The organism is Rhodobacteraceae bacterium D3-12, assembly GCA_025916135.1.
In the GTDB taxonomy this organism is placed as follows: Bacteria; Pseudomonadota; Alphaproteobacteria; order Rhodobacterales; family Rhodobacteraceae; genus JAKGBX01.
Genome location: CP104793.1, coordinates 2454849 through 2480979 on the forward strand (window position 1 = coordinate 2454849; position 26131 = coordinate 2480979).

21 protein-coding genes, 1 tRNA gene and 1 pseudogene are annotated in these 26131 nt (G+C 57.4%); 7 read left to right on the top strand and 16 right to left on the bottom strand.

All coding sequences use genetic code 11. The features are described from left to right. The first annotated feature begins 22 nt into the window (after positions 1–22). From N4R57_12000 to N4R57_12030, 7 genes are all read left to right on the top strand, one after another. Positions 23–766 (top strand): GIY-YIG nuclease family protein, encoded by a 744-nt coding sequence (locus N4R57_12000; GenBank protein UYV35787.1) that lies wholly within the window; start codon positions 23–25, stop codon positions 764–766. Next, positions 750–1229, top strand: coding sequence for a very short patch repair endonuclease (locus N4R57_12005; protein UYV35788.1), 480 nt, complete (start codon positions 750–752; stop codon positions 1227–1229). The genes N4R57_12000 and N4R57_12005 overlap by 17 nt, the downstream gene beginning before the upstream one ends. 878 nt (positions 1230–2107) lie before the next feature. Then, positions 2108–3424 carry a ParB N-terminal domain-containing protein gene (locus N4R57_12010; GenBank protein UYV35789.1) on the top strand — a complete coding sequence of 439 codons (1317 nt, stop codon included), beginning with the start codon at positions 2108–2110 and terminating at the stop codon, positions 3422–3424. Next, positions 3424–5316 carry a DEAD/DEAH box helicase gene (locus N4R57_12015; protein ID UYV35790.1) on the top strand — a complete coding sequence of 631 codons (1893 nt, stop codon included), beginning with the start codon at positions 3424–3426 and terminating at the stop codon, positions 5314–5316. The genes N4R57_12010 and N4R57_12015 overlap by 1 nt, the downstream gene beginning before the upstream one ends. A gap of 214 nt (positions 5317–5530) precedes the next feature. Further along, positions 5531–6229, top strand: coding sequence for a DUF3883 domain-containing protein (locus N4R57_12020; protein UYV35791.1), 699 nt, complete (start codon positions 5531–5533; stop codon positions 6227–6229). A 333-nt stretch (positions 6230–6562) separates the two neighbouring features. Continuing rightward, entirely contained in the window at positions 6563–7780 is a 1218-nt protein-coding gene (locus N4R57_12025; protein ID UYV35792.1) for a hypothetical protein, read from the top strand. 2 nt (positions 7781–7782) lie between these two features. After that, entirely contained in the window at positions 7783–8865 is a 1083-nt protein-coding gene (locus N4R57_12030) for a hypothetical protein (GenBank protein ID UYV35793.1), read from the top strand. 571 nt (positions 8866–9436) lie between these two features. Here the strand turns inward: N4R57_12030 and N4R57_12035 are convergent. The 16 genes and pseudogenes from N4R57_12035 to N4R57_12110 all read right to left on the bottom strand — a co-directional run bounded on the left by N4R57_12035 (position 9437) and on the right by N4R57_12110 (position 26131). Further along, positions 9437–9526: transfer RNA gene (locus tag N4R57_12035), tRNA-Ser, on the bottom strand. Positions 9527–9604: 78 nt separating this feature from the next. Further along, positions 9605–10441 (bottom strand): GMP synthase, encoded by an 837-nt coding sequence (locus tag N4R57_12040; protein UYV35794.1) that lies wholly within the window; start codon positions 10439–10441, stop codon positions 9605–9607. Between the two features lie 131 nt (positions 10442–10572). Next, on the bottom strand, positions 10573–11289 hold the full coding sequence (locus tag N4R57_12045) for an alanyl-tRNA editing protein (GenBank protein UYV35795.1): 717 nt from the start codon (positions 11287–11289) through the stop codon (positions 10573–10575). Beyond that, positions 11286–13721: a DUF3772 domain-containing protein gene (locus tag N4R57_12050; protein ID UYV35796.1), complete on the bottom strand. Its 2436-nt coding sequence runs from the start codon at positions 13719–13721 to the stop codon at positions 11286–11288. The genes N4R57_12045 and N4R57_12050 overlap by 4 nt, the downstream gene beginning before the upstream one ends. After that, positions 13721–14757 (bottom strand): annotated as a pseudogene (locus N4R57_12055) (cysteine synthase A). The gene N4R57_12050 and the pseudogene N4R57_12055 overlap by 1 nt, the downstream one beginning before the upstream one ends. A gap of 86 nt (positions 14758–14843) precedes the next feature. Next, the gene (locus N4R57_12060) at positions 14844–15980 is read right to left on the bottom strand and encodes an NUDIX domain-containing protein (protein UYV35797.1); all 1137 of its coding nucleotides are present in this window, start codon (positions 15978–15980) and stop codon (positions 14844–14846) included. 28 nt (positions 15981–16008) lie between these two features. Further along, positions 16009–16458 (bottom strand): TrgA family protein, encoded by a 450-nt coding sequence (locus N4R57_12065; GenBank protein UYV35798.1) that lies wholly within the window; start codon positions 16456–16458, stop codon positions 16009–16011. Continuing rightward, positions 16458–17672 carry a cyclopropane-fatty-acyl-phospholipid synthase family protein gene (locus N4R57_12070; protein ID UYV35799.1) on the bottom strand — a complete coding sequence of 405 codons (1215 nt, stop codon included), beginning with the start codon at positions 17670–17672 and terminating at the stop codon, positions 16458–16460. The genes N4R57_12065 and N4R57_12070 overlap by 1 nt, the downstream gene beginning before the upstream one ends. Positions 17673–17742: 70 nt before the next feature. After that, on the bottom strand, positions 17743–19164 hold the full coding sequence (locus tag N4R57_12075) for a DNA photolyase family protein (protein ID UYV35800.1): 1422 nt from the start codon (positions 19162–19164) through the stop codon (positions 17743–17745). Positions 19165–19218: 54 nt separating this feature from the next. Further along, on the bottom strand, positions 19219–20439 hold the full coding sequence (locus N4R57_12080; protein UYV35801.1) for an aminotransferase class V-fold PLP-dependent enzyme: 1221 nt from the start codon (positions 20437–20439) through the stop codon (positions 19219–19221). Between the two features lie 146 nt (positions 20440–20585). Further along, the gene (locus N4R57_12085; GenBank protein UYV35802.1) at positions 20586–22310 is read right to left on the bottom strand and encodes a BCCT family transporter; all 1725 of its coding nucleotides are present in this window, start codon (positions 22308–22310) and stop codon (positions 20586–20588) included. A gap of 60 nt (positions 22311–22370) precedes the next feature. Beyond that, on the bottom strand, positions 22371–22787 hold the full coding sequence (locus tag N4R57_12090) for a universal stress protein (GenBank protein UYV35803.1): 417 nt from the start codon (positions 22785–22787) through the stop codon (positions 22371–22373). A 314-nt stretch (positions 22788–23101) separates the two neighbouring features. After that, on the bottom strand, positions 23102–23524 hold the full coding sequence (locus N4R57_12095; protein UYV35804.1) for an HIT family protein: 423 nt from the start codon (positions 23522–23524) through the stop codon (positions 23102–23104). An 87-nt stretch (positions 23525–23611) separates the two neighbouring features. Next, positions 23612–24601: an acryloyl-CoA reductase gene (gene acuI, locus N4R57_12100; protein ID UYV35805.1), complete on the bottom strand. Its 990-nt coding sequence runs from the start codon at positions 24599–24601 to the stop codon at positions 23612–23614. 298 nt (positions 24602–24899) lie between these two features. Then, entirely contained in the window at positions 24900–25418 is a 519-nt protein-coding gene (locus N4R57_12105) for a damage-inducible protein DinB (protein ID UYV35806.1), read from the bottom strand. An 80-nt stretch (positions 25419–25498) separates the two neighbouring features. Beyond that, on the bottom strand, positions 25499–26131 hold the full coding sequence (locus tag N4R57_12110) for a DUF1326 domain-containing protein (protein ID UYV35807.1): 633 nt from the start codon (positions 26129–26131) through the stop codon (positions 25499–25501).

Consider the following 26131-nt stretch of genomic DNA (forward strand, 5'->3'; position numbering starts at 1 on the left):
TGATTCAGATTACAAAGTCGGCATGCCCGACAAAGACCCGTTTTCTACAAAACAGCCCGCGTTCGAAACGAAAGAACTCCGCAAAAGCCTGAAGAGGTTCATGGCTACGGAGTTCCAAGATGATGTGTCCGGTACGGCAGGTCGAATTGGTAGCTTTAGATGGGGTGTATACGCCTTCTACGACTACGATGGTGAGCCGATCTATGTTGGCCAAACCAAAGAACAAGTAAGTGGACGGGTTGGACGCCACCTGACCGGTCAACGTTCAGACGCAGTTGCGAAGTCAATTCTTGACCCATTAGAGGTTAAGGACATAGAGGTTTGGCCACTTCCTCAATATCAAGGCGTCACGAAAAAGAAGAACCCGTCGGAATTTAAAGAAGCCGCAGAGCACCTAGACGCTTTGGAATATGCCGTTCACCAAAATCTCATTGCGAAGAGTAGATTTGGTGCGATCCTCAATGAGAAAGACCCACCCAAGCCCAAGAAACCAATTGTTCCACAAAAATCGATTAGAAGTCGCATCGTGTCAGATAGCGTACTGGAAATTCGCTCCCATCCCGACTTTAGGATTTTCCGTCGTGCAACCGTTATTTCCCGTTTGAGCCAAGGTATTGCGGAGCGAGATGTGAAAGTTGGGCTGCGCCGGGTGCTCCTGGTTCAGGCAAAGCGTCTGCAGTGGCTTGCGGAACAGAGGTATCAAGCCTTGGGTGGCGACACTGGCCTCGAGGTCGGCCGGGAGGAAAACGGTGGCGACGAAGACTGACACAAAACGGTCGCAGATCAAGCGGGCGGTCAAATGCAAAGATACTACGCCTGAAATGGTCGTGCGCCGCTTGGTTCACTCACTTGGATATCGCTACCGACTGCACCGTAGTGACCTTCCTGGCCAACCCGATCTTGTCTTTGGGCCGCATCGAAAATTGATCTTCGTTCACGGCTGTTTTTGGCATGGACACACCTGCAAGCGTGGAAATCATCAGCCAAAAACCAACGCTGATTACTGGAGAAAGAATATCCAAGTGAATAAAGAGCGCGACAAATCCACACTCGAGGAATTGCATGTTGGAGGTTGGGAAACCTTGGTGATATGGGAGTGTGAAACAAGACAAGAAACACCAAAACAGCGAATTGATACCTTTCTCCGCTCCATAAAACAGATGGCAAATCTTAGCTTTCCGCCCGTTTCCAGTAAGTATTATGCCGATATAGCGAAACAGTTTTTGTAACTTGAAGGAACACTCTTTGGCTGGCGAAACCGCGACCCCCTGCAACCATCCAGGAGCCCCCCCGACGAGGTTATCGACCTCGTCGCGGAGGCTGTAAATTCCATCGCACGCGACGATGCTTTTCTACAGAAGCATGGTCTGACTGTTCAGGATTTCGAGCTCGCGCTGCCTGCTGCAATCCAACGGATTCGAGGAAGTGCAGCGGCTGGCAATGCGGATCGCCGAGAGTTTCTGACCGACCTCTTCAAATATATGACAGGCTCTGGAGCCATTAGCGAGTTTGAAAGGCCTGAGTACGGAAAGGATACGGTGTACCGCCTTCAAGTTCCTGGCGTTGGCAGTGTGGCAATTATTCAAAAAGGATGCCCTGACGGAGCACATAGCAGCGTTGCTTGGTCTACACCGGAATGGGCTCAGGAAACTTACCTTTGGTGGCTTTGCGACAGCCTACAATATGAACCGGGTGAGCACGTCTCCAAGGGCGTCAATCGCCTTCGAAAGCGCTTTTTCTCCGACGCCTATAGCGACTCTATCGATGGTATTATTTTCCACAATGCAATGTGTGGCAGCCCACTACGCCCTTGTCCCAAAATAACGAGAGCCATTGAGCTAAGGGGGCGAACGATCCCGCCCCCGTGTATATGGGTAATGCCGGAACGGAACAATCTCGAAGACTCCAACACCTCAAATTGGAACTGGTCGGGCGAGCGCAGTCGTCGGTTCCCTGTCGCTCTTCTTTCGACCTTTGGGATTGACGAGCAGGAAGCACCGCACTTCACTGGACATATTGGCTTCCTTAAGGGAGGGCGAGGAACCCGGACGACTATCTCGACCAGGTACGGCGCAGGTGCATCAACAATGTATAGGAGTGATTCACGTTGAACCCAGTAATTGACCAAGAGCGGGCGGGTTTTCTAGCCCTTCGAGCTCAGAAAGCTAGCAAACAGCTTCTGCCACAATGGGTTCGGCCGGAAAAGGAGTTGCCCGTCGTAACTTTGCCGATTGAATGGGTGCGCTTTTCAACGCTGAATCACAGAACACGCGCTGAACAGGACCGCGAAATACGCAAAAGCGGCAATGCCGCATTGTTTACTGAGGATCCACTCGGAGACCAGGCCCAAACTATTCAACTTAAAATCTTGTCGGATCAAGGCGGTTTCGAAGAGCTTAAGGGAGATCTGAAAGAGCGAGGTCAGCAAGAACCTGCGGTAGTGACGGCCGAGGGAATTCTTATAAATGGAAATCGCCGCGCAGCCGCTTTAAGAAAGCTTTGGCTCGATAATCATGTTGAAAATGCTCGTTACATCCGCGCCTTTGTTCTGCCCGCAGACGCTACAAAGGACGAATTGATTGATCTTGAGACAGAGCTTCAAGTTTCAAAGGATTATCGGGAGGAATATTCGTGGGTAAATGAAGCCCTTCTAATAGAAGAAATATTTGAATCATCAAATAAGAACTGGGAGAAAGTTGCGAAAAGAATGCGCCTTGAAAAGGATGAAGTTCAAGAGCAGTATGAAAAACTTCAGCAACTTCACCAGCTAGTCGCACTATCCAATGGGAAGAAATTTCATGCGGATTTCGTTGGCAACAACTCCGCTTTTCGAGAATTGGCAATCCACGTTCGCGGCAAGTCACCGCAAGAAGCAGCATCCGTTCGTAGCGTATATTTTCTTGGAACACTCGCAGGGACAAATTACCGTGATCTAAGACATCTTAGGAGAAGTGACGCTGTTGAATTTGTGCGGGAGGAGTTCTCTAATGACTTGTTTTTGAAGTCTCTTCTTAACAGCTCTTCTGATAGCGGCGATAATCCATCTTTTGACTTGTTGGATGATGTTCTGGGTGAAGGCAATGGGTCAAGTACACCAGACCTCAATCCTGTTCTGTCTTTTCTGGCCGCACAACAACCTGAGGAAATTGTTACTTTGCCGACTGGCGAGGAGGTCGCAGTTGAGCAACTGTTGACGTCTGTTAAGAGCGCGGTCGATGCAGCTGCAAAAGAAGCGAGTGAAAATGTAAAGGACGCGAAAGCAGTTGTCGCACCAATTAAGAAGCTAGACTTGGCAAAAGAGAACATCAACCGAGCTGGGGCCGCGCTAGCAAAGGCAAGATCTCAAAGTGAGTGGGACGAGAACGCGTTCCAAGACAAAATTGCTGAGGTCAAGGCGGCCATCGGCAGAATAGAGACACTGTAATGATCACCGCTGAGCTGTATCGCGAAGGCCGGCCTACTGTAATAATCGAACGCGATGAAGAGGCGAACCCAGGAGCTTGGGCGCGCCTTCAAGAGGCTTTGGCGCGTGGTATCGACTCTGGATCTTCTCTTCGGACGGTCGTTCACGCGGACGTCTTCCTCTCGGAATTGAGCGTCCTACGTGAACTACGTGATGTTTTCGGTGAACGTGTCCAGCCTGGCCCAACTTTGTCCGACCAACTCCGTTCCATGGCGTCAGATCGCATAGCGCGTGAAAGGGTCGTTGAAGGTGGAGCAGCAGACGATGCGACGCATGATGCTCTAGAAAACGAACTCTCGCAAGCTGGGTTCAAACGGAAGCTCAGGCGTTTCCAAACAAGAAATCTACTTAGGCTTGTGAGCCTTCCTCATGGTGCGGATTTTTCTGTGCCGGGCGCAGGAAAGACTACCGTCGCGTTAGCTGCCTACGCTGTTCTACGCGCTCGTGGCGTCGTTCGACGCCTTGCCGTAATTGGGCCGATCGCGGCCTTCGGTGCGTGGAAGGAGGAGCTTGTGGCCTGTTTTGAAAAGCCACCGCTTCTCTTGATCCATGCTGGCGCAGGAACGGTCATACCGGCAAATACCGAGGTCTTACTATCCAACTACAATCGTACGGCGAGCGACTATGATACCGTACGATCCTTCGTGGCCGCTGAACCAACACAAGTAATCCTTGATGAAGCACATAGGGTCAAGCGCGGGGCGGCAGGTGTGCACGGGAGAGCCGTTCTTGACCTTGCCTACGCGGCTCGTCGTCGGGACGTGCTCACTGGAACCCCTGCACCCCAAGGCGCATTCGACTTGGTTGCATTGGTAAGCTTCCTTTTCCCAGGACAAGATAGGCAGGTGCTTCCAGACGCCGCATACTTTGAACGCAAAGGTCGAGATGAAGACGTTCTCATTGAAACTAATAGCGCAATAAGACGATATTTTGTCCGTACGGCAAAAGCGGAGTTGGATCTGCCCCCTACCAGTTTCGAAGTGGTGCGGGAACCTATGCCGCCCATTCAAGCAGCGATTTACGACGCTCTGCTAGGTCAGTATCGATCAACGTTTTCTCTTCCTGACCGAGGTCGTCACGAGATGCAAAGATTAGGGCGGATCGTGATGTACCTTTTGGAGGCTGCAACGAACCCAATGTTGCTTACCGCTGGTTCGGACGAAAGTGATGATCCGGCGTTTCTGCATCCGCCGTTGGAACTTCAAGGCCACGAACCATTGGCCGATTTGCTAGCTCGTTACAGCAGCTTTGAACAGCCTTGGAAGTATCAGCGTGTTTGTTCGATCGTCAAACAATCTGTCGAAAAAGGCGAAAAAATTCTGATTTGGTCCAGCTTTGTAAAAAACCTCAAGGCTCTAGCCCGTCTCTTGGATCGGTATCAACCAGCTGTTGTTCATGGCGGGGTACCTTCTGACGAGATGGCTCCTCCTGGAGTCATTACACGCGAGCGGGAATTCGAACGCTTCCGACACGACCCGTCTTGCGCTGTACTCTTAGCTAACCCCGCTGCTTGTGGTGAAGGCGTCAGCCTTCATCATTGGTGCCATCATGCTGTATATTTGGATAGAACATTTAACGCTGGGCACTTTCTCCAAAGCCAGGATCGCATCCATCGGCTAGGTCTATCCCAGGAAGTAGTCACACGTTTCACTTTGCTAATTAGCGCGGGATCAATCGACGACTCAGTCGATGGAAGACTCGCGGAGAAAGTAGGCGCACTGTCATTATTGATGGACGATCCGGGACTTGTCCAAATTGCGTTGCCATCAGCGGATGAAGGCTCAGGGGGCACGCCAGCATTTGACGACGACTATCAGGCAATTGCCGCTCATATCGCAGCTGGAAATGCTTGACCTACCTACCAGAGGCAGGTGTCATGCCGTTTTCCTCTTGGCTTTTAGCGCCAGGGTAAGGAATTGCCCCGACGTTCATTCGTGGGTTATGGCAGCGCTGGACAAACCAACACATATGGCCGCTTCAGTGGATCTTGCGGGAACGGCCAATTTACTTCTGGACGTAGGTTTAGCGAGAGTTGAATCGTGTGTAATCACCGCAAGCGGTCTATCCATGTTGGATCGAGAAGCTGATCTGACCACTCTTAAAGGCATTGCTCGGCTACTCCTGCGAAACCGACCGCCGAATTGGCTCAGAGCAGTTGTCAGCAACGGTCGTTTGGCACCTGAATTGATCCCACAACGTGACTTTAACGCGATCTCATGGCTAGGAGATGATTTAGAAGAGATATTGGTCACGGCTCATCAACAGGTGTATGGCGCAGCAGATGAACATTTACGTAAGCTGCTAGGCGATGCCGGAGAACTTGCGATAATGTCTGCCTTGAGCCGCGATGGCTACAATCCGCGACATGTTTCGCTCATTTCCGATCGCTATGGATATGACATAGAGCTCAACGATGGTTTCCGAACTATAGGACTGGAAATCAAAGCCGCTGTAGACGCTACGGCTGGCCGCGCATTCATTTCCCGCAACGAATTCGACGTCGCGAAAAGGATGGGCAAACGATGGAAGCTGGTCCAAGTGACCTTTTCATCACGGGTGATAGCAAGTGGGCGAGCAACCGCAGGAGACGTGGAAAGGATACGCGAACTGGCTAGTCACTCACTCGTCGAGATGGCACCAGTCGAGAAAGAGGGATTTCGTTGGACCCGAGCAGCAGAAATTCGCCCCTCTGAAACTGAATGGAAGCCCAGCAACCTTCGAGTCGGAGAGGAGTTTGAGGCCTTACTGTCCAGTGACGAAGCATAGATTCGGGTGAGCTGACCCAGACTGGATAGGGACAACAAAATGGTTGGATCGTTCGGGCGGGCTCAATGACCGCAAGGCCCATGCATTTGCGAGATGCAGAGCGGCGTGCTACCGCTAAGATTGCACGTTTGTTCGGCGTTGGCGATCGGACAATTGGGGCGCGCGCAAGAGGCATGGAAGTAGTCGGGGGCAATACGGGAGACAGATGTGGGAACGTTCGTTGATGAAACAGCGTATCTGCCGTGATACTCAAAGCGCAAACGAGACAGGTGTCACCAAAGGTGGTGGCTCCCCTTTCTGCACGGTGAAAGCTGAACGAAAGACATACAAGTAATGGCGACATCTATTGACCACACACTTCTGCATGACCAACGGGTTAACTGCATTTCAATTATGACGGCGATGACCGTTAGAGATTATATTAATCTGGTGGATTCCGCCTATCAAAAACGTGGTGGTTTGGCTCATCAACGTGATGCATTGAAGACTACGACAGCCCGAAGAATTCGTTCTCGGATGGTCGATGACATCGTAAAAGGGGCGGTTTTGCCACCGATTGTTATCGGTGTCGTCGCCAACAATGACTTCATCAAATCTATCCAAGAAAATTCGACTTCCGACACAGTTACGGCAATCAGTAGTGATTATTATGAGGCCCTTTCAATTATTGACGGCATGCAGCGTACAACTGCGCTGTTGGAAGCTCTTGACCAGAACCGCAATAGCGTCGAAGAGCACCCTATGCGGGTCGAATTCTGGATCGCTGACACCACGGAAAGCCTCATATACAGAATGCTGGTTCTTAACACAGGGCAAGTGCCTTGGAACCTCAGCCGCCAGCTTCAAGTCGTCTATGCGCCGTTGATCGAGGAGATGAAAGGTCAGGTCGATTTTGAGCGAGTGCTAGACACAAATGCAGGCGAAAGGAGGGCGAAAGCGGGAGAGTATGCTCCAGACAATTTGGTCGAGCTTTACATCGCCTTTGGCCTTCGAAAGACCGACATAGATACGCAAGAGACGTTGGCGGACGAGTTTTCGCGGCTTGATATGACTGAAGCACTCTCGTCTCATAAGTATCGCGACTTCTTTTATCCGGTCGTTCAAATGATGGTCGATCTAGATAAGGCCTTCTCCAGCTTCGATGCCGAAATCGAAGCTGCTATAGAAGGGCAGACAGATGATACCGCTCAAAAAGTGAAAAAGGGACGTAGCATCTTTGATAGCAAACCGGCGAGGATTGGTTTTGTCGTTGCCGCAGCGACTACAATTCTTGGTCGTGTTGGCATGGAGCAAGATGACGATCCAGATGCAACGAAGGCAAAACTGGCGGCAATACAGCGCAGTCTCAGTGCTCTGATAGATAAGCTAAATGGTTACGATAGCGATGCGCTGCAGACCTTCCTAAGGCTGGATGTTCTTTCTGAACGCCTCTACGGACAAAAGCGGTCCGCAGTTGGTCGCTATGAAAGGGCTTTCTTCGACTCTGCCTTCAAAATCCTGTTTGAAGAGGACTTCAAGGTTCCAAGTATGGAGCCATGTTGGCGGGCCTAGGCATGGCCAATCGTTCACGAATTAAGATGAGCCAACAGGTTTTCGAGCGCTTAATTGCGCATGCAAGTGATGACGGCGTTGTCATACCTGACACCGACCAAAAGAGATGGATAAGCAGGCTTAGCGACGCCGACGCGACACTGATGGCTGAGGCCGACGTCTTGGGCCATCAGCAGATAACCAGACAGATCAGGGCGATCCACTTCGAGCACAACGCTGTGCGGTATTTTGCTGTCTTGGGGATCGGTGAGGCAGAAAGTGTTCCAGATGGGTTGGTGCCGACTGAACTCACTCCAGGCACTCTTTCCATGGCACTAACGCAATCGGACATCCAACCGAGTGCAAAGGGTTTAGAAATTCTGGAAGCCATTGGCGACTTACATGGAGGCGTTAAAGGCTTCAACGGATACGAGCTTTCCGCTATCACAAAACTCTTTCCAAGCATTGAGATTTTTGAGGCAGATCAGAATTACGAGTACACCGCAAATGTGGTCCGAGTACTTGGAGCGCTCACCGCACGGTCCTATGTCGATGGCCCGTTAGCGCCCTCCGATACAACGTTGAAGAAGGTCTCGGACATTTTTCAGTCAGGCTCTGAGCACGTTCCTTTTGAAAATGTTCTACAAGGCATGTTGTCGATTTCTTGGGGCGGTTTCTTTTTGGAGCTCTATCGAGCGATCGAACAGCTCTATGCAGTTCCCAGGCTCGCTGCGTTGGTCGAGGCCTGGCCAACTTCCTTGCCCTACCGCAGGCTGGCTGACTTGTTGGAGAGCCACCTTGCTTGGCGCCCAAAAGAAGACGACGCGCTAGCCAAAATCATTGCTGAATGCGATGGCAAAATAGTCGGTCCACTGAGAGAAAGTTTCTCAGGTCATCGGGAAGTCGATCAAGAGATCACCGCAGAAAAAGTCGCGGCAGACATATACAAAATCCGAAACAGCTTAGTCCATTTCCGCGCAGCCTTAGGAACAGTTCAGCGCACAAATGAAGAGTGGGACAATATGATTTCTGCAATGCTTGATCTCGTGAAAGACGTTTATCGGCGACATGGCGACCGTTTCAACTTTGAGCCGGAAGCGAAGTAAATTCTAGAACTGATTGTGATTGGTTGTTACTCCCTCCGGACCGTGCCATCTCTTACAATTTCTGTTGTCCTTGCCAAGTCGACCCCATTCATGGCGGCTTCAAAATGTGATGTTCCTTCACTGAGGTGGTCCCCCGTTATGTTTCGGAAATTCAGATCCGATCTGGAGAAGCAGCCTTGCGAGGTAGATTGGCGCATAGAGCGGCTGGTTTAGCGCGTCTTTGCTCGTTCGGGTCCGTCTTCCTAAGGTCAAGAAGTCCACAACGCAGTCGTTAGAACGTGTCGCAGCGAATGGCCGCAATGGCAAATGTTCGATTTCTGTTCCATCTCGCCGAACGCCACTCCGGTCGAAGTGTTTGGGTTGGCCTATGAAAAAAAGCCATTACTTACAGTGTATTGCAAGAAATTCACTAAATCGGCGCAGTCATCAGGTTCAGAGAATTACCGGCCGAGAGAACGGATTCTGGGACAAAAACCGACAAGGCGGTGTTCAGCCTCCACCGCAAACCCCTTTGAAAACACGGAAAAATCCGTCCGCACCCGAGCCCGGAGAAACAGTTCGCAAGGGCAAGTGGCGGAGCGGAAGGGATTCGAACCCTCGAGACGGTCTCCCGCCTACACACTTTCCAGGCGTGCGCCTTCGACCACTCGGCCACCGCTCCGCCGCCGGTCATACACAAAGGCCCCGCCCGGTTTCAACCTCTATTCGTGCCTCACGCGGTGAAAACCTGCGTGCGGCCTTAAAACACCCGAAACGACGCCACAAACGGCAGATGGTCCGACACCTGCGCGCGGAACTTTTCGCGGCCCATCTTCAACGTCCAATGCATCGGAAACAGCCGCAGGCTGCCGCTGACATAGCGGGTCGAAAACCGCCGGCTTACCGCGAAACCGTCAAGCAGGTTCGCCCGCCCGCTTTCGAGGATATGCGAATAGCGGTCCTGCAAATCCCAGCACGAGACGAAATCCATAACGTCCTCGCCGCCCAGATGGTGGAAATTGCTCACATCCTGACCGGGGATCATGTTGAAATCGCCCATCAGCAAGATCGCGTGCTGCTTGTATCCCGGCGTATCGTGCAGCGCGGTGATCCAGTCGCCAATGACCCGGCATTGGCTGTCGCGCTTGGCTTGGTCATCGGCGTCACGCCCGGATTTCAGATGCACGCCGATCACGACCGCTTTGAACCGCGTCCCGATCCGCACATCGACGGCAAACCCCTGCCGCCCCCCTACATAGGTGCCTTGCGATCCCGGAATAAACCGCGGATTGCTCACCTCGATCCCCGGCTTGTGCAGGAACCCGATGCCAAGGTGGCTGTGAGGCTGCGGTAGGTAGGTGACGTTGTAGTCCAACCCCTTCTCGGCCAACCGCTCAGCCATTAGGGCGATGTGCTCATCCGGGAACACCTCGACCAGCGTCACGAACTCGGCATCAAGCAGCGCCAGCCCCAGAACCTGATGCCATGATTTGCGCCCCTCCGGATCAATCCCGTCACCATCACCGCCGGGGAACTTGTCATTCCCGGCAAGGTTCCAAACCGCAAATCGCGCCACTGTGTGATTGAATGCAACCATCTCGCGCCTCCCTCCAGACGCGCCCATATTGCCATAAAACGCCCATTGGGGATGTGCGGGTATTCCAGACCCCCGGCATCGCAAGAACTGGCACCGCAGGAACCGGCACCGCAAACAAGTGACACCCGCGCTCAGTCCAGATGGATATAAACCCGCCGGTTCTGCTTGCCCTTGTTCTCGATCTTGCCCAGCCGCAGGCGGCCAATCTCGGCAGTGCGCGCCACATGGGTGCCGCCACAGGGTTGCAGGTCAATCACCTCGTCCCCCTCGCCAATGGCCACAAGGCGCACCCGCCCCGCTCCTCGTGGCGGCTTGACCGACAGGGTTTTGACAAGGCCGGGGTTCGCGTCAAGCTCCTGCTCGGTGATCCAGTGCTCAATCACCGGCAAATCGCGGTCGATCAACGCATTCAACTCCGCCTCGACGGCGTCGCGGTCCTCGGGCGGGTCGGGCATCGCGAAATCGAGCCGCCCCTTGTCGGCACCAATCTGCCCACCGGTCACCGGCAAGGGCAAAACGACCGACAGCAGATGCAGCGCAGTATGCACCCGCATATGATGGTGGCGGCGGTCCCAATTGAGGTTTTGGTCAACCAACGTGCCTTCGGGCGGCAAGGCAACCGGCGCGGCAGGCACCAGCACAATGTCATCGCCCTCGCCCTTGACGGTGGTGGCGATGTCGATCTGATGCCCCTGCCAGCTCAGCGTGCCACTGTCGCCCGGCTGCCCGCCGCCCGTGGGGTAAAACACCGTCTGATCCAACACGATCCCGCCCTCAGGGGTCAGCAATTTGACCCGCGCTTCGGCGTCACGCTGATACGCATTCTCGCGAAACAATGGCGCGCTCATCGCCCCTCCTCGCCCGTGCTGGGCTCTGCTTCTGAATCCGCCACATGCCCGCTCGAAGCCGTGTCCTCAACCGGCGTCTGCGACGTCACCGGCGCATCGGGCGCTTGCTTCGCCCCACCCGCCAAGGCCTCAGGGTTCCGGATCCAAATGTCACGCTGCGCAAACGGAATCTCGATCCCCTCCTCGGCAAAGCGACGGGCAATCTCGTGGTTCATGTCCGACCTGACGCTCAGCACCTTGTTCACATCGCGCAGGATCGCCCGGATCTCGAAATCCAGTGAATCCGCCCCGAACCCCTGAAACACAACATATGGCGCCGGGAAATGCATCACCACCGGGTGCTTCGCGGCTATCTCGCTCAGGATTTGCTCGATCCGCTTGGTCTCCGAGACATAGTCATAAGAGACCCCAACCGGCACGATCACCCGGCCAATGGTGTTGCCGCGGGTATAGTTGGTGACTGTCCCGGTGATCAAATCGGCGTTCGGCACAATCACATCGGTCCGGTCAAACGTCTCGATCCGGGTCGATCGCACCGAAATATCGCGCACGGTGCCGTGGGTGCCCCCGACCTCGATCCAATCGCCCTCGGATATCGGCCGCTCGATCAGCAAAATGATACCAGAGACGAAATTCGACACGATATTCTGCAGGCCGAAACCGATACCAACCGACAGCGCACCGGCCACATACCCAAGCGCAGTAAGGTCAATCCCGGCCGAGGTGATCGCCACCATCGCAGCAAGGAAAATCCCGATATACCCGATCCCCGAGACAAAGGCGTTGCGCGTGCCCATGTCCATCTTGGTCTTGGGCAAAACGGTGTTTTTCAGCGTCCCCTGCAACAGCCGCGTCAGCGTGTACCCAATGGTGAACACCACCGCGAACATCACAAACACACCGGGGCTCAGGTTGACATCCCCCACGGTGATCCCCTGCCCGGCCGAGCGCCACAGCTCGATCAACTGGTTCTCGCTCATCCCCCAGATCAGCGCGAACAAAGGCGTCGCGATCACGATCAAAACCATGCCCGTCAACACCGGGATCAACCCGTCGCGCACATCCTCCCGGCGGCGCACCAAAACATAAAGCTCGGCCAACACCCGCTGCACGATCAATACAACCGCCAGCAACAGCAACGACTCCAGCATCGGAAACAAAAGCCGCTCCGCCCCGGCCATATAGCCCAGCATCGCCAGCACCGGCGGCACAAAGGCCACAACCGCCAACAGCCGCCCGACAAGCCGGTAAAGCCGCTCGGCGTAATGCGCGCTATCTTCGCTTTCGGTCTCGGCCAGGGCCGCATCGCCATGGCGGCGCAACAACACCCCGATCCGCCACAGCAGACCACTGCCTAAAAGGATCAGCGGGAAAAAGACGACGCCGCGCACCTCCCCCGACCAATTGTCATAGATCGACACGCTGTGCAGCATCTCGTCCAGAGCCAGCACAAGCCCGATCAGCCCGGTCACAAGCCGCCCTTCGCGCATCTTCTCGGGCGGCAGCACCAAGGGGTTGCGCTCGGACTCGCCCTTGGGGAAAATCCTGACCCCGATCCACATCGCAACCAGAACAACCAGCCCCGCGCCGACGATCCCGTTCAACAACGGATCAACCCGCAACCCGACAAAATCGGTGGCATAGGCCGCCCCGACCAAGGCGATCAAACCGATCATCGGCAAAGCGATCTGCCCCAGCGACAGCACAAACGACATCAACCATCGCGCCGGCGTCAACCGCCCACGGTTCAGCTTCTGGTTCAGCCGCTGGATCATGCCGCGCGCAAATACAACGATCAGCATGCCAAGCACCGTCAGCACAAGCACCACGGGCAACTTCTTGGTAAACGTCGCGCGTTGCGTCGGGTTGTCCCACGCGGTCCTGATCTCGCCCCAGGCATCGGCCAGCGATTGATAAACCGCCGTGCCCCCCTCCTGCCACAAGGCCGGGTTCAACGGCGATGGTCCGCGCTCGATCAACGCGTCTGACTGCCGGTCGCTCAGGATGTCGTCGATCTCTGCGATCAACACGTTCACCCGCGACAATGCCACCTCGGCCACCCGTCCCGGCGCTTTCAATTCAACCAGTCGCGTGTTCAGCCGCTGGCGCTCTGCGGCGACCTCCTCGGCTTCGGTTCCACTCTCCGGCGCAGGCCCAAGCGCGGCAAGCTGCGCCTCGACCGACACAATGGTGCGGGCATTGACGGATTGCTCTTTGACAAACTGCGTGCGCCACTTGACCAACTCGGCCCGCAACGCCTGCATCGCCGTGTCCGACGCCCGCGACGCCTCAATAGCAGCCTCGGCGCGGGTTGCGGTCTGCCCCCACGCGTCATAGTCCAGCCCAGACGCCGACCCCTGCGCAAACGCCGCCCCGCCAATCAGCAGAACGACAAGCAATACCGCATGGAAAGCCGCGCGCAGTCGCATCATTATTCAACCGCCTCAAACACCGACGGAACATCCTGCGGTTCCCGGTCAAGCCACTCTGGCACCGGCAGGTCTTTCTCGCGCAGGAAGTTGGGGTTGAACAGCTTGCTCTGATAGCGCGTGCCATAGTCGCACAGCACCGTGACAATCGTATGCCCCGGCCCCATCTCGCGCGCCATGCGCACCGCACCGGCGATGTTGATGCCGCTTGATCCACCCAGACACAGCCCCTCATGCTCAAGCAGGTCGAACACATAAGGAAGCGCCTCGGAATCCTCGATCTGATAGGCCATGTCGGGCGTGAACCCCTCAAGGTTCTTGGTGATCCGCACCTGCCCGATGCCTTCCGCGATCGAGCCACCCTCCATCGCGATCTCGCCCGTGGTGTAATAGCTGTAAAGCCCCGCGCCCATCGGATCGGCAATGCCGACCTTCACGCCCTTGGGCTGCAGCACCATGCCGGTGCCAACCAGGTCCCGCCCGAGCCGACAGCACAGATAAACCCGTCCACCTTGCCGCCGGTCTGCTCCCAGATTTCCGGGCCGGTGGTCTCGATATGCGCCTGCCGGTTGGCGACATTGTCAAACTGGTTGGCCCAGATCGCGCCATTGGGTTCGGTCTTGGCCAACGCCTTGGCCAACCGCTCGGAATAGCGCACGAAATTGTTCGGGTTGCGATACGGCGCCGCCGGCACCTGCACCAACTCTGCCCCGGCAAGGCGCAGCATGTCTTTCTTTTCCTCCGATTGCGTCTCGGGGATAACGATCACGGTCTTGAACCCCATCGACGCCCCGACCAGAGCAAGCCCAATGCCGGTATTGCCCGCCGTGCCTTCGACAATCGTGCCGCCGGGTTTCAACGTGCCATCGGCAATCGCCGCCTTGATAATATAAAGCGCGGCACGGTCTTTGACCGATTGGCCGGGGTTCAGAAACTCGGCCTTGCCTAGGATGGTACAGCCCGTCTCTTCGCTGACCTTACGCAGCTTGATCAACGGGGTATTGCCCACAGCTTGGGCAAGATCTTGGGCGATCGGCAAGGAGGTCATAGGCGCGGTCCTTTGATGGCGAATTCAATCGAGACAGGTGTATTGCCTCGCCCCTCCGAACTCAAGCAACGAAGCGATCAGCCCCGCGCCTGCGCCATCAATCGCGCCCGCTCCTTGGCGAGCCACAAGAGCGACAGGATCAGCGGGCCGTTATTGGCCTCGCCGCTGTCAATCAAAGCCATCGCGTCGTTAAACGACACCACATGGCTGCGGATGTCCTCATGCTCGTCTTCGACACCGCCCATGCCCGCCGCGCTCTTTGGCAAATCGGCAATCCCGATGAAACTGTAAAACATTTCAGTGCTATAGCCCGGCGTGCCGTAATAGCTCGCGATCGGCTCCAGACGCTCAAGCCGCAAGCCCGCCTCCTCAACCGCCTCGCGCTCGGCGGTCGAGCGCGGCGTTTCAAACCCGTCGATCCGCCCCGCGATCGGCTCCAACATCCATGGTGCCTTGTCGCCCCGCTCATAGGGGCCCATGCGGAATTGCTCGATCAACAACACCCGGTCGCGCACAGGGTCATAAGGTAAAACCGTCGCCGCATCTCCGGCGACAAACACCTCGCGCTGCAACGTCTCGCTCATTGCCCCGTCAAACCGCTCATGGCTCAGGCTCAGCGTGTTGAGCAGGAAAAAGCCGCGGTGATTGGCCTCTCTCTGCTCGAGCGTTACCGCGCCCCGCCCCCGGTTGCTCCGCACCGATGCGGGCTTGGCTTCCTCTTCGGCCAACACCCGGCTCGCCGCTCGCGTCAGGATCATTTTGAACCGCTGCGCCACCTCTTCGCCGCTTAGCACGCCGAAATATCCCATCACCTCGCCCGCCGAATGGCGCGTAAGCGGCCAGCACTTTTGCACCCAGTCCTCCAGCGACCAAGGCGCCCCCGCCTGCCACAGCCCCGGTTGCGGGATATACACCTTCGCAGGCTCGCGCCCCGCCGCGCTCTCGACCTCAACCTCGACAAGGTCATACCCGAACCCAAGCTCATAGTAATTCAGCCGCTCAAGCACGTGTTGCGCCACATCACGCAGCAACAGCCCCGACGCCGCGCTGCCCTGCGCCTCAAGGATCAGCGGAAACCCGTGCCCCTCGGCCCAAACCACGCGATACCCGTGGCAAACCACCGGCTCAGGGCCTAGCACAGTCCACTCGCATCCCGCGACCAGCTCAAGCAGATCGGGATGACACAACGTGCCATACAGAAATACATTTGTCATTTTAAAGCAACGCCTTGTCTTGCGTCCTTCATCCCCAGCGACGCTTCCAGTATTCGGCGATAACCCCGATCACCATGCCGCCAACGGCCAGCGTGATAATCACTGTCCGATCCACCAGATACGCGCCATAGCCGATCCCAAGTCTAAAGATCGACACCAGCGCCTCGACCGGCCCGTCAAACCGGCGCGACAGCGACAGGCGCAGCATTTCGCTAAACGAATGCGCAAAGAGGCACCAGAACACCACCGCCATCATGCCGGTAAAGCCGATCCCCATCGCGGTCACGTAATCACTGCCCAGCCGCTTGCCCACGACGATCCAGCCGACAAGAATACCAATCGCCGCATTCACCAGCTGAAAATGCCCGAAATTGGTCCGCTGGGTCTCGGCCTCGATGATTTCCATCACCATTCCCGATACGACCCAAGCCAAAGCAGCGTAAAGCAGGGCAGAAACTAGTCTTGAAGAAGTGGGCATTAGGCGGTTCTCGGATTGCTGACCGTTATCTGGACTACGTCGCAGTTACCCCCATGAAAGGCCGCCGCGCAAGAGGTCAGATAGAAATTCCACATCCGATGGAACCTCTCGTCAAACCCCAATGCGCTCACCTGATCCCATTTTGCATTGAAGGTCTCGTGCCAACGGCGCAGCGTCTGGCTGTAACTTTCGCCAAAAGCCCGCATCGTTTCCACCGTCATCCCGGCCGCCAGAACCTCGGCCTGAAGCGCGGTTTTCGATGGCAACATGCCACCCGGAAAGATGTATTTCTGAATGAAATCCACCCCCTTGCGATAGACCTCGAACCGCTTTTCCTGAATGGTGATGATCTGCAAAACCGCTTTTGCATCGGGCTTCAGACTGTCGCGTACGCGGTCGAAATAGGTCGGCCAGTATTTCTCGCCCACGGCCTCGAACATCTCGATACTGGCAATCCCGTCATAGCGCCCGCGCTCGTCGCGATAGTCCTGCATCCGCAGGCTGACCAAATCGGAAACGCCTGCCTTTTCAATACGTTCTCGCGAAAACTTCAACTGCTCTTCGCTGATCGTCAACCCGGTCACCCGCAGCCCCCGTTCGCGCGCTGCATATTCCGCAAACCCGCCCCAGCCACAGCCGATTTCAAGCACATGATCGCCCGGTTTCACTGCCATCTGATCGACCATCGCCGCGTATTTCGCCCGCTGCGCCGCCTCAAGGCTTTCTTGCCCGGTGTCGAACAGCGCACTCGAATAGGTCATCGTGTCATCCAGCCACAGACCATAGAACTCATTGCCCAGATCATAGTGATAGGAAATGTTCTTCTTGGCCTGCTCCGGCGTGTTGGACTTCAGCCAGTGTCGCAGCCGCTCATAGGCCCGCATAAAGCCCTGACCGGGAAAGCCGCGATACAGCTCGTCGTTGCCCGCATTCAACAGATCAAGGAAAGATTGCAGGTCCGGCGTGCTCCATTGCCCCTCGATATAGGCGTCGCAAAACCCCAACTCCCCCTCACGGATCAAGCGCGAGAACACGTCCGCACTGTGCAGCTCAATCTCTGCCACAGGCCCCGCCCCGGCGCCCCCGGCGCGAAATCTGCGCCCGTCCGGCATGACGAAATCCAACCGCCCCACCGGCATACGCGCGGCGATCTCAAACACATTGCTGAAATAGCGGGGCAGCCCCGCCTGTCCATCCGTCGACGTCAGGACCATCCCTTCCCCTCCCGCGCAACATTGGGAAAAGGTTAAATTGAGCTTAATAATCTGGCAAGAAATTCCTGTATCAGCCGGATTTCAACGCCGAATACGCCTCAAGCGCCCGCTCCCGCCCCTCGCGCAGCCCTACAATCGGCTCTGGCCGCGCGTCCTTGGGCGACAATCCCCACCGTCTTGGGATCGCGTCATAAAACGCCATGGCGCGTGCGTCCGGGTTCTGCTGCCCCTCGGCCAGCCACCGCGCCCGATACCGCCCCTTAGAGTCGAACTTTTCTGCCTGCCCATCGGGGTTGAATACCCGAAAAAACGGCGAGGCATCCGGCCCCGTTCCCGCCACCCATTGCCAGCCCATAGCGTTGCACGCCGGGTCCCAGTCGCACAGGCAGTCGTCAAACCACTTCATACCTAATTTCCAGTGTATCATCAAATGCTTGGTCAGGTATGACGCCGCCACCATACGCGCCCGATTATGCATCCGGCCGGTGACATACATCTCGCGCATGGCCGCATCGACAAGCGCGATCCCCGTGCGCCCCTGCTGCCACGCCAACAGATGGGGGTGATCCGCATCGGTGATCCATGCGAAACGCCCCCAGCCGTCGCGCCAGTTCTCGCTCAACAAACCGGGCGTGTGATACATCAAATGCTGGGCAAAATCGCGCCACGCGATCTGGCGCAAGAACGCTTCGGCCCCCGCAACCCCCTCTTCGCGATGCCGCGCCACGGCCTGCCAAACCTGACGCGGCGAAATCTCGCCCAACGACAGGTAATCAGACAATCGCGAGGTGCCGTCCCCCTCCAGATCGTTGCGCCCCTCGCCATAATCGGCCAGCCCCTCGCCGATAAACGCCGCCAACCGCTCCTGCGCCGCCGCCTCTCCCGGCGCGGTGTGACGCGCCAATATCTCCGGCCCGCGCGGAAAGGACGCCCGCGCTTGCCACGCCTCAACACGCTCGCCCTCGGGCCAAGCCTCCGGTGCTTTCAACCCTTTGGGCACACCCAACGCCGCCCCCGGATCATTGCCCCGGATCGACTTCCAGAACGGCGTATATACCTTGTAATACCCGCCCGTTCCCGTGCTCACATGCCACGGCTCGTTCAACAGATGCCCGGCGTGGCTTTCCGCAATGATTTCAGCGTCTTTTAGCGTGGACTTAATCTTCTTGTCGCGTGCGATCGACTGCGGATCATAAAGCCGTTGCCAATGCACAGCTCCCGCGCCCGCCTCCGCAATGACCGCCTGCAGCACCTCTAACGCGCCGCCCTTGCGCAGGATCAACCGGCTGCCGCGCGCCTCAAGGTCGCGCGCCAATGCCGCCACCCCTTCGACAAAGCGCCACTGCGCCGCCGCGCCCAACGCCTCGACCGCCTCGTCCCAGATCACCAGCGGCAGCACCGGCCCCGCCTCTGCCGCCGCAACAAGCGCCCGGTTGTCAGACAGCCTAAGGTCTCGCCGGACCCACCAAATCTGCGGGGTTTGATCAGTCATGAGCACTCCATCTCAACAAGATACATACCCCAACGCAAAGCCCGCGGCATTGGTTCACATTTCTTGTTCCAACGCCTCGATCAACTGCGTTACCTCGGCTTGTTCGGTGTAATGCACAAAGCTCAGCCGCAAGACACCCTTCACCGGATCAACCCCTTGCGCCTTCAAGGCCCGAACAGCATAGAAATCGCCGCCCCCCGCCATGACCCCATGCTTTGCCAAACGCTCGGCCACGCCCTCGCCCGGCTCGCTCAGCTCAACCGCCACCGTTGGCGCCCGTGCGCCCGCCTCTGACGGCCCCAACAGGCGCACGCCGTTCTTGGCCCGCAAATAGTCCAGCAACGGCTGCAGCAGCGCCTCCTCATGGGCGCGCATCAAATCATGCACGCCCCCGGCCCGCGCAGCCGCACCGCCCTCAAGCCCGTGATGCGCCGCCAAGGCGTCGATGTAATCGGCCATCCCGGCGCTCGCCGCGACCTGCGCATGATCCGGCCCCGCCGGGGTGAACCGCTTATAAAGCGTCTCAGCGTTGAAAGAATGCCCCTGATTGGGCAGCGTCTCGCCCAAGGTGCGCCGGATCACCATCACGCCTTGATGCGGACCATAGGTTTTATAGGCCGAAAACAGGTAAATATCCGGCCCCAGCTCGCCCACATTGGGCAGGCCATGGGGCGCATAGGACACCCCGTCAACACACACAAACGCGCCCGCCGCATGGGCCATAGCGGTGATCTCTGTCACCGGGTTGATCTCTCCCACCACGTTGGAGCAATGCGGAAAACAGACCAAACGCACCTTCTCATCCAGCAGGTCTTCCAACGCCGCCGGGTCAAGATGCCCGGTCTCTGCGTCAATCTTCCACTCGCGGATCTCGATCCCCTCATCCGCCAAGCGCCGCCACGGGCCGGTGTTGGCCTCATGGTCCTGATTGGTGACGATGATCGCCTCGCCCGGTTGCATCCACTGCCGGAACGCCTGCGCCAGAACATAGGTGTTCTGCGTGGTCGAAGGACCAAAGGACACCTCGGCGGTCTCAACCCCCATCATCGCCGCCAAGCGCACACGCGCCTCGTCCATCTCCTCGCCGCCCAATCGCGACGCCTCATAGGGCGCATAGGGCTGCACCTTGCGTTCGGTATAAAACCGCGTCAGCCGGTCGATTACATGGCGCGAGGTATAGAACCCTCCCGCATTCTCAAAGAACGCCTGCCCGCTCAGGGAAGCCGCCTCAAACGCGGGAAACTGCGCCCGCACGAAATTGATATCCAGTGTCATGCGTGCAGGGTTAAGCGGTTTTTCTGGCGGGTCAAGACGATGCGAACAGTCCGATGCGACCAGCCCTCAGAGCACCTGACGCAAAAAAGGGCCCCACAACGGGGGCCCTTCTCCTGAACGTCGTTCTGCGTGATCGTTTGATCGCCTCAGCGTTTCTCGGCTGCCAGCCCGCGCGCGATGGCATAGCACATCAGCAGCAGAACCAGCGTAAAGATGAACCCTGTCGAGATCACCATCGCCTGCAAGCTTTCCAAGCCCGCCGTCCCGGCGGCTCCAAGCAGCAACACACCGGCCACGGCGCCTTCAAAGATGCACCAGAAAATCCGCTGCGTTACCGGCGCGTCAACCTTGCCGCCTGCGGTGATCGTGTCGATCACAAGCGAGCCAGAGTCTGACGAGGTGACAAAGAACACCACCACCAGCACAACACCGGTCACCGATGTGATGGCCGCGAACGGCAACTCGCTCAGCATCTTGAACAGCGCGATTTCCGGCTTGTAAGCCGCGATCACATTGGCAAACACGCCGCTTTCGCTACCGGCATTGATCACCTGATCAATCGCCGTGCCACCGAATGTCGCCATCCAGAACATGCAGACCACCGAAGGGATCAACAGCACACAGATCACGAATTCACGCACGGTGCGCCCACGGCTCACACGGGCGATAAACATGCCCACAAACGGGGACCAACTGATCCACCACGCCCAATAGAACGTGGTCCAACCATGCAAGAAGCCGGTGTCTTCGCGCCCGAAGGGATTCGACAACGGGATGATGTTCTTGGCATAGCCGCCCAACCCCAAAAAGAAGTCCGAGATGATCGTCATGGTCGGCCCGGCAAACAGCACAAACAAAAGCAAGAGCGCCGCCAGACCCATGTTGATCTCCGACAGCATCTTCACCCCGCCGTCCAGCCCACGGATGACCGAAACCAGCGCAATCGCCGTGATCACAGCAATGATCAACACCAGCAAAACCGAGCTGTCGTTGCTGCTGTCGGCATTGCCCCAAAGGAAGCCGAGGAAGTTGCGCGTGCCCTCTTCGGCCACGCCCGACCCGAACACCTCGGTCAGCCCCGACGCCACCTGCGTCGCACCCAAGCCGAGCGATGTCGCCAGACCAAACAGCGTCGCAAAGGCCGCCAGCGTGTCAATCGCATTGCCCCAAAAGCCCCAGATTCGCTCCCCCAGGATCGGATAGAAAGCCGAGCGAAGAGTAAGCGGCAAGCCTTTGTTATAGCTAAACAATGCCAAGGCCAGCGCAACAACTGCATAGATCGCCCAAGGGTGCAAACCCCAGTGGTAGTTGGTCGCCGCAAGCGCCATTTCCTTGGCCGCAGCCACCGTCGCCAGATCGGCCAATTGGCCCTCGACAATGCCCAGATCTCCACCAAGCGGCTGATCGCCCCACGGTGTGCCGAAATAGTACACCGGCTCCAGCACGCCAAAGAACATCAGGCCAATGCCCATGCCCGCGGCAAACAGCATCGCAAACCACGCCGGATAACTATAATCCGGCGTCGCCTCGGTCCCGCCCAACCGCACAGACCCCCAAGGCGTTACGATCAGCAGCAGCGAAAACAGCACAAAGATGTTCGCCGACAGTATAAAGAACCAGTCAAACGAGCTCTTCAAATAGTTGCGGACCGCCAGAAAGGTATCTTTCGATGCCTCCGGCCAGATCAGGGCAATCGCGACGAAAAGAACGATAATCGCGCTCGACACCACGAAAACCGGGTTGTGAAAGTCAAACTTGAACGGCCCAAGCTGTGTTTCGAAATTGTCCTGACCGATCTCGTAATCGGTCTCGATGATATCCGAATGCCCCTCTGGCTCCGGTATCCCCATGTTAGTCGTCTCTTCGGCCATAAGTGGCCTCCTGTTCGCTAGTTCTCGTTAAATTTTGCGCTCACCGCAGGGCGCAACTGCTCAGCCGCGCACCACCATGACCGTACAGGCCGCATGCGCCGCCACCTTGCCGCCGTTCGACGGCCACAGGTAATCTTTCAGAGCGGGCAAATGGCTGGCCATAACCACCAAATCAGCGCCCGTTTCCTTGGTCGCCTTAAGCAGCGCGTTGTCCAGATCGGTCGCCGGATCATGGCTGATTACTGTATGCGCTTTGGTCGTTACGCCAAATGTCGCCCCCTCTTTGTCCGCAAAAGCCGTCAGCTTCTGCTGAAACTCCTTTGGGTCATGGGCTGTTGCGCTCGGCGCCGCCGCTGTCACCCCGACAAAGGTGATTTTGGCGTCGTAATGCCGGGCAAGATCGCCGGCACAGTCAAGCGCGCGGCGCAGATCGTCGATATGTGCCAAATCCACTGGCACCATGATGTTGGAAAACATCTCTGTCCCTCTGGGTCGGCGCGGGGCTTTGGTTCTTGTCGCCCATCTGTCGCTTTGGCGATTCGCTGTGGCGATTCGTTTGGGCGCTGCACCCCTACGCGCAGTCATGAAACGGGGTCCACAGCCTGTCTGCAGAGTGCCCGATATATGGGCAGCCTAACAAGCGTGGCGCGGAACATCAAAGCGATCGCGGCGGTTTTTGCGCCAAAACCGCCACCAAAACCGCCGCCAGTCCCACCACCAGTCCCGCTGCCAGTCCCGCCCCCGCCCTTGCGCATCAACGCCAATGGCGCCCCGCGCAGCGGCTCACCGGCTCAGCCCAGCGCGGCGCGAATTTTTTCCGCCTGCGCCTTCAGCACATCGAAATCCGCCATCGTCCCCGGCGGGCGCAGGCTCTTGTCCTCATGACGCGGCAGCACATGGTAATGCAGGTGAAACACCTCCTGCCCGCCCGCCGCTTCGTTGAATTGCTGCACGGTGACGCCCTCGGCATCAAACGCCTTCATAACCGCATGGCCCATCTTCTGAACCGTGCGCAAACACGCCGTCAGCTGCGCCTCGCTCGCGTCCAGCATATTGCGGCAAGGGGTTTTCGGGATCACAAGACAATGCCCGTCCGCGCGTGGCATAATGTCCATGAAAACAAAGGTTTCGTCATCTTCATAAAGCTTCTCACTCGGGATTTCCCCGCGCAGAATCTTGGCGAAAATATTGTCATTGTCATAGCTCATCGGCATCCCTTTCCCGGAATCGGTCCTGTTTGGCCACAGCTTACAACGCCCGGACCGGGCTTACACCACCTCGGTGCAAGCCCGCCGGATTTTTCAGGCGTTCACATCAACCACAACGCGCCCTTTGACCTGCCCTTTCAGGATGTCCGCGCCCAGCTGCGGCAAATCCGACAGAACGGCCGGCTGAACCATCTCTTCAAGCTTGTCCATCGGCAGGGCCCTGGCGATCCGCTCCCATGCCCGCACCCGGTTCTCATAGGGCTGCATGACCGAGTCGATCCCCAAAAGGTTCACACCGCGCAGGATAAACGGCGTGATCAACCCGCCCTCAATCGCCGCGCCGCCCGCAAGGCCGATCGCCGCCACGGATGATCCGTATTTCATCTGCTTCAAGACCCGCCCCAGCATCACACCGGCCACCGCATCAATACAGCCCGCCCATTGCTCGCCTTCCAGCGGCTTGCGCGTCGTCTCGCTCAGCTCTTCACGCGCAATGATCTGCGTCGCGCCAAGGCTGCGCAGATACGCCTCCTGCTCCGGGCGCCCGGTCACCGCCGCCACCTCATGACCAAGCTTGGCCAAAATCGCCGTCGCAACCGAGCCGACACCGCCAGCGGCCCCCGTCACCAGAATTGGCCCCTCCTTAATTCCCTGATCCTCAAGCGCCATAACCGCCAGCATCGCGGTCAACCCGGCCGTGCCAACCGCCATCGCCGCGCGCGTATCCAATCCCTCAGGCAGCGGCACCAGCCAATCGCCCTTGACCCGCGCCTTTTGGGAATAGCCACCCCAATGGGCCTCGCCCACACGCCAGCCGGTCAAAACAACCTTGTCACCGGGTTTGTAACGCGCATCCTCGCTGGCCTCGACGGTGCCAGCAAAATCAATCCCCGGAACATGCGGGTAATTGCGCACCAATCCGCCCCCCGCGCCCATGCACAAACCATCCTTGTAGTTCACCGTTGAATACTCAACCGCAACCGTGACCTCGCCGGCTGGCAAATCATCCAACCCAAGCTGCTTCACCGCCGCGCTGGTCTTACCGCTCTCTTCGTCTTTTTCCACCACAAGTGCGTTAAACATCTTTCTCTCTTTCCTTTCTTCGGGGCTCCCGCCCCTTTTTCATCCATCAGAGCACCGCCCCGACGCTTCATCTTGCCCGAGATATCTCCTTCATCTGACTGGAAATATCCCGGGGGCGTGGGGGCTGGCCCCCACTCTAAACTGTGCGTGTCGCACCGAAGGTGCGCCATAATACTGTCTGGCCCCCACGTCCTCAGCTCAATTCGAAAACGTTTCCTTCACCGTCGGCAACAGCATGTGGTTGTAAACCGCATAGGCCCTTTCCTCTGCCACTACGACAACGCCAGGTTCGGTTGTCTCACACCCACGGCCCCTCCTCAGGCATAAAGATCAGATCGCTGGTCCAGCCCTGCGCCCCGGCGGCTGTCGCCATGGCGTGAATCTGCCCGCGATGGTGCGTTTGGTGGTTAAAGAAATGCGTCACACAGAGGGCCAGCGGCTTGGCCATCTCTTGCCCCGCCATACCGGAATACCACGTCAAATCCCCGGTCAGATCGACACTATGGCGCGTGTCCGCCCAATGCAGAATGCGCGCATCCATCTTGAACCGCTCAATCGCCCATTCCGACAGGTTCGGCGTCAAACTGTCATGGCCGCTCGCCTCAACCGGCGGGCCTTCGCCACCGTCAAACCGCGACATCCACAACCAATCCCCCCATAGCAGATGATTGATGGTCCGCATGATCGAGCCGAAGAAAGCGCCCCGCTCTTCAACCAGAGCCGCCTCCCCCAACCCTTGCAATGCATCCTTCATCTGCCGGTTCTGCCAGCCGTTATAACGCGCCATGGTGCGCACGTTTTCAGGTGCCAAAATCATCGGGCATTTCTCCTTCCGTTCATGATCCGCGCGTCCTTCACGTTCCTTACGCCCCGCGCAGGACGCGCCACCGCATTGGATCAGCGCGGACCGTGCCAATCAATCTGGCAAATCTCGGCGCTGCGGCCTTCAAAATCCCAAACCCGGCCAAAGGCACGCACGCGCCCCTTGGTGGCGGTCGCCACCGTGATGTCTGGGCCCATCCAGTATTCGGTGTTGGTCACGACCATATCCTTGCCGTCCTTGCCTTCAACCGGAATAACCGACCCTTGGATCTTCTTGCCAACCATCAGGCGGCGTTCCTTGCCTTCGGTCTCAAACGAAACCGGTGCGCGCTCCGCCCCAAGGAACTCTCCGACCAACATGCCAAACAGGCCGGTGGTGCCGCGCGCCGCGCCGGAAAAGATCGCCTCGAACGCCGCATATTGCGCATCATTCGCCCGGTCATCAATAAACACCGCCGCTTTCCAGTTGCCGCGCCCCATGTTCCCCGGAATTTCAAGGAACAGACCGATGTTCAACCCCGACAGGCTTTCCTTACCATAGCTGCCATCGTCAATCCTGATCCCGGCCCAGGCCTGGCAATGGCCCTCGGTGGGCGGGTGCTTGCCCAGGCTCACCACGCAGGGGCAGAACACTGTGCAATTACAGTTGAGAATAAGTTCGCCCTTGATCGTCCAGGGGATCGTGCCAACCTCGCCGTCCAACGCCAT

Excerpts from the sequence above, each read along its gene's own strand:
- N4R57_12000 (UYV35787.1), top strand. The coding sequence starts at position 23 with ATGCCCGACAAAGACCCGTTTTCTACAAAACAGCCCGCGTTCGAAACG.
- N4R57_12080 (UYV35801.1), bottom strand. The coding sequence starts at position 20,439 with ATGACACTGGATATCAATTTCGTGCGGGCGCAGTTTCCCGCGTTTGAG.
- N4R57_12105 (UYV35806.1), bottom strand. The coding sequence starts at position 25,418 with ATGATTTTGGCACCTGAAAACGTGCGCACCATGGCGCGTTATAACGGC.
- N4R57_12085 (UYV35802.1), bottom strand. The coding sequence starts at position 22,310 with ATGGCCGAAGAGACGACTAACATGGGGATACCGGAGCCAGAGGGGCAT.
- N4R57_12030 (UYV35793.1), top strand. The coding sequence starts at position 7,783 with ATGGCCAATCGTTCACGAATTAAGATGAGCCAACAGGTTTTCGAGCGC.
- N4R57_12015 (UYV35790.1), top strand. The coding sequence starts at position 3,424 with ATGATCACCGCTGAGCTGTATCGCGAAGGCCGGCCTACTGTAATAATC.
- N4R57_12050 (UYV35796.1), bottom strand. The coding sequence starts at position 13,721 with ATGATGCGACTGCGCGCGGCTTTCCATGCGGTATTGCTTGTCGTTCTG.
- N4R57_12040 (UYV35794.1), bottom strand. The coding sequence starts at position 10,441 with ATGGTTGCATTCAATCACACAGTGGCGCGATTTGCGGTTTGGAACCTT.
- N4R57_12110 (UYV35807.1), bottom strand. The coding sequence starts at position 26,131 with ATGGCGTTGGACGGCGAGGTTGGCACGATCCCCTGGACGATCAAGGGC.
- N4R57_12045 (UYV35795.1), bottom strand. The coding sequence starts at position 11,289 with ATGAGCGCGCCATTGTTTCGCGAGAATGCGTATCAGCGTGACGCCGAA.
- N4R57_12060 (UYV35797.1), bottom strand. The coding sequence starts at position 15,980 with ATGACAAATGTATTTCTGTATGGCACGTTGTGTCATCCCGATCTGCTT.
- N4R57_12025 (UYV35792.1), top strand. The coding sequence starts at position 6,563 with ATGGCGACATCTATTGACCACACACTTCTGCATGACCAACGGGTTAAC.
- N4R57_12065 (UYV35798.1), bottom strand. The coding sequence starts at position 16,458 with ATGCCCACTTCTTCAAGACTAGTTTCTGCCCTGCTTTACGCTGCTTTG.
- N4R57_12095 (UYV35804.1), bottom strand. The coding sequence starts at position 23,524 with ATGCCGATGAGCTATGACAATGACAATATTTTCGCCAAGATTCTGCGC.
- N4R57_12020 (UYV35791.1), top strand. The coding sequence starts at position 5,531 with ATGTTGGATCGAGAAGCTGATCTGACCACTCTTAAAGGCATTGCTCGG.
- acuI (UYV35805.1), bottom strand. The coding sequence starts at position 24,601 with ATGTTTAACGCACTTGTGGTGGAAAAAGACGAAGAGAGCGGTAAGACC.
- N4R57_12070 (UYV35799.1), bottom strand. The coding sequence starts at position 17,672 with ATGGTCCTGACGTCGACGGATGGACAGGCGGGGCTGCCCCGCTATTTC.
- N4R57_12090 (UYV35803.1), bottom strand. The coding sequence starts at position 22,787 with ATGTTTTCCAACATCATGGTGCCAGTGGATTTGGCACATATCGACGAT.
- N4R57_12075 (UYV35800.1), bottom strand. The coding sequence starts at position 19,164 with ATGACTGATCAAACCCCGCAGATTTGGTGGGTCCGGCGAGACCTTAGG.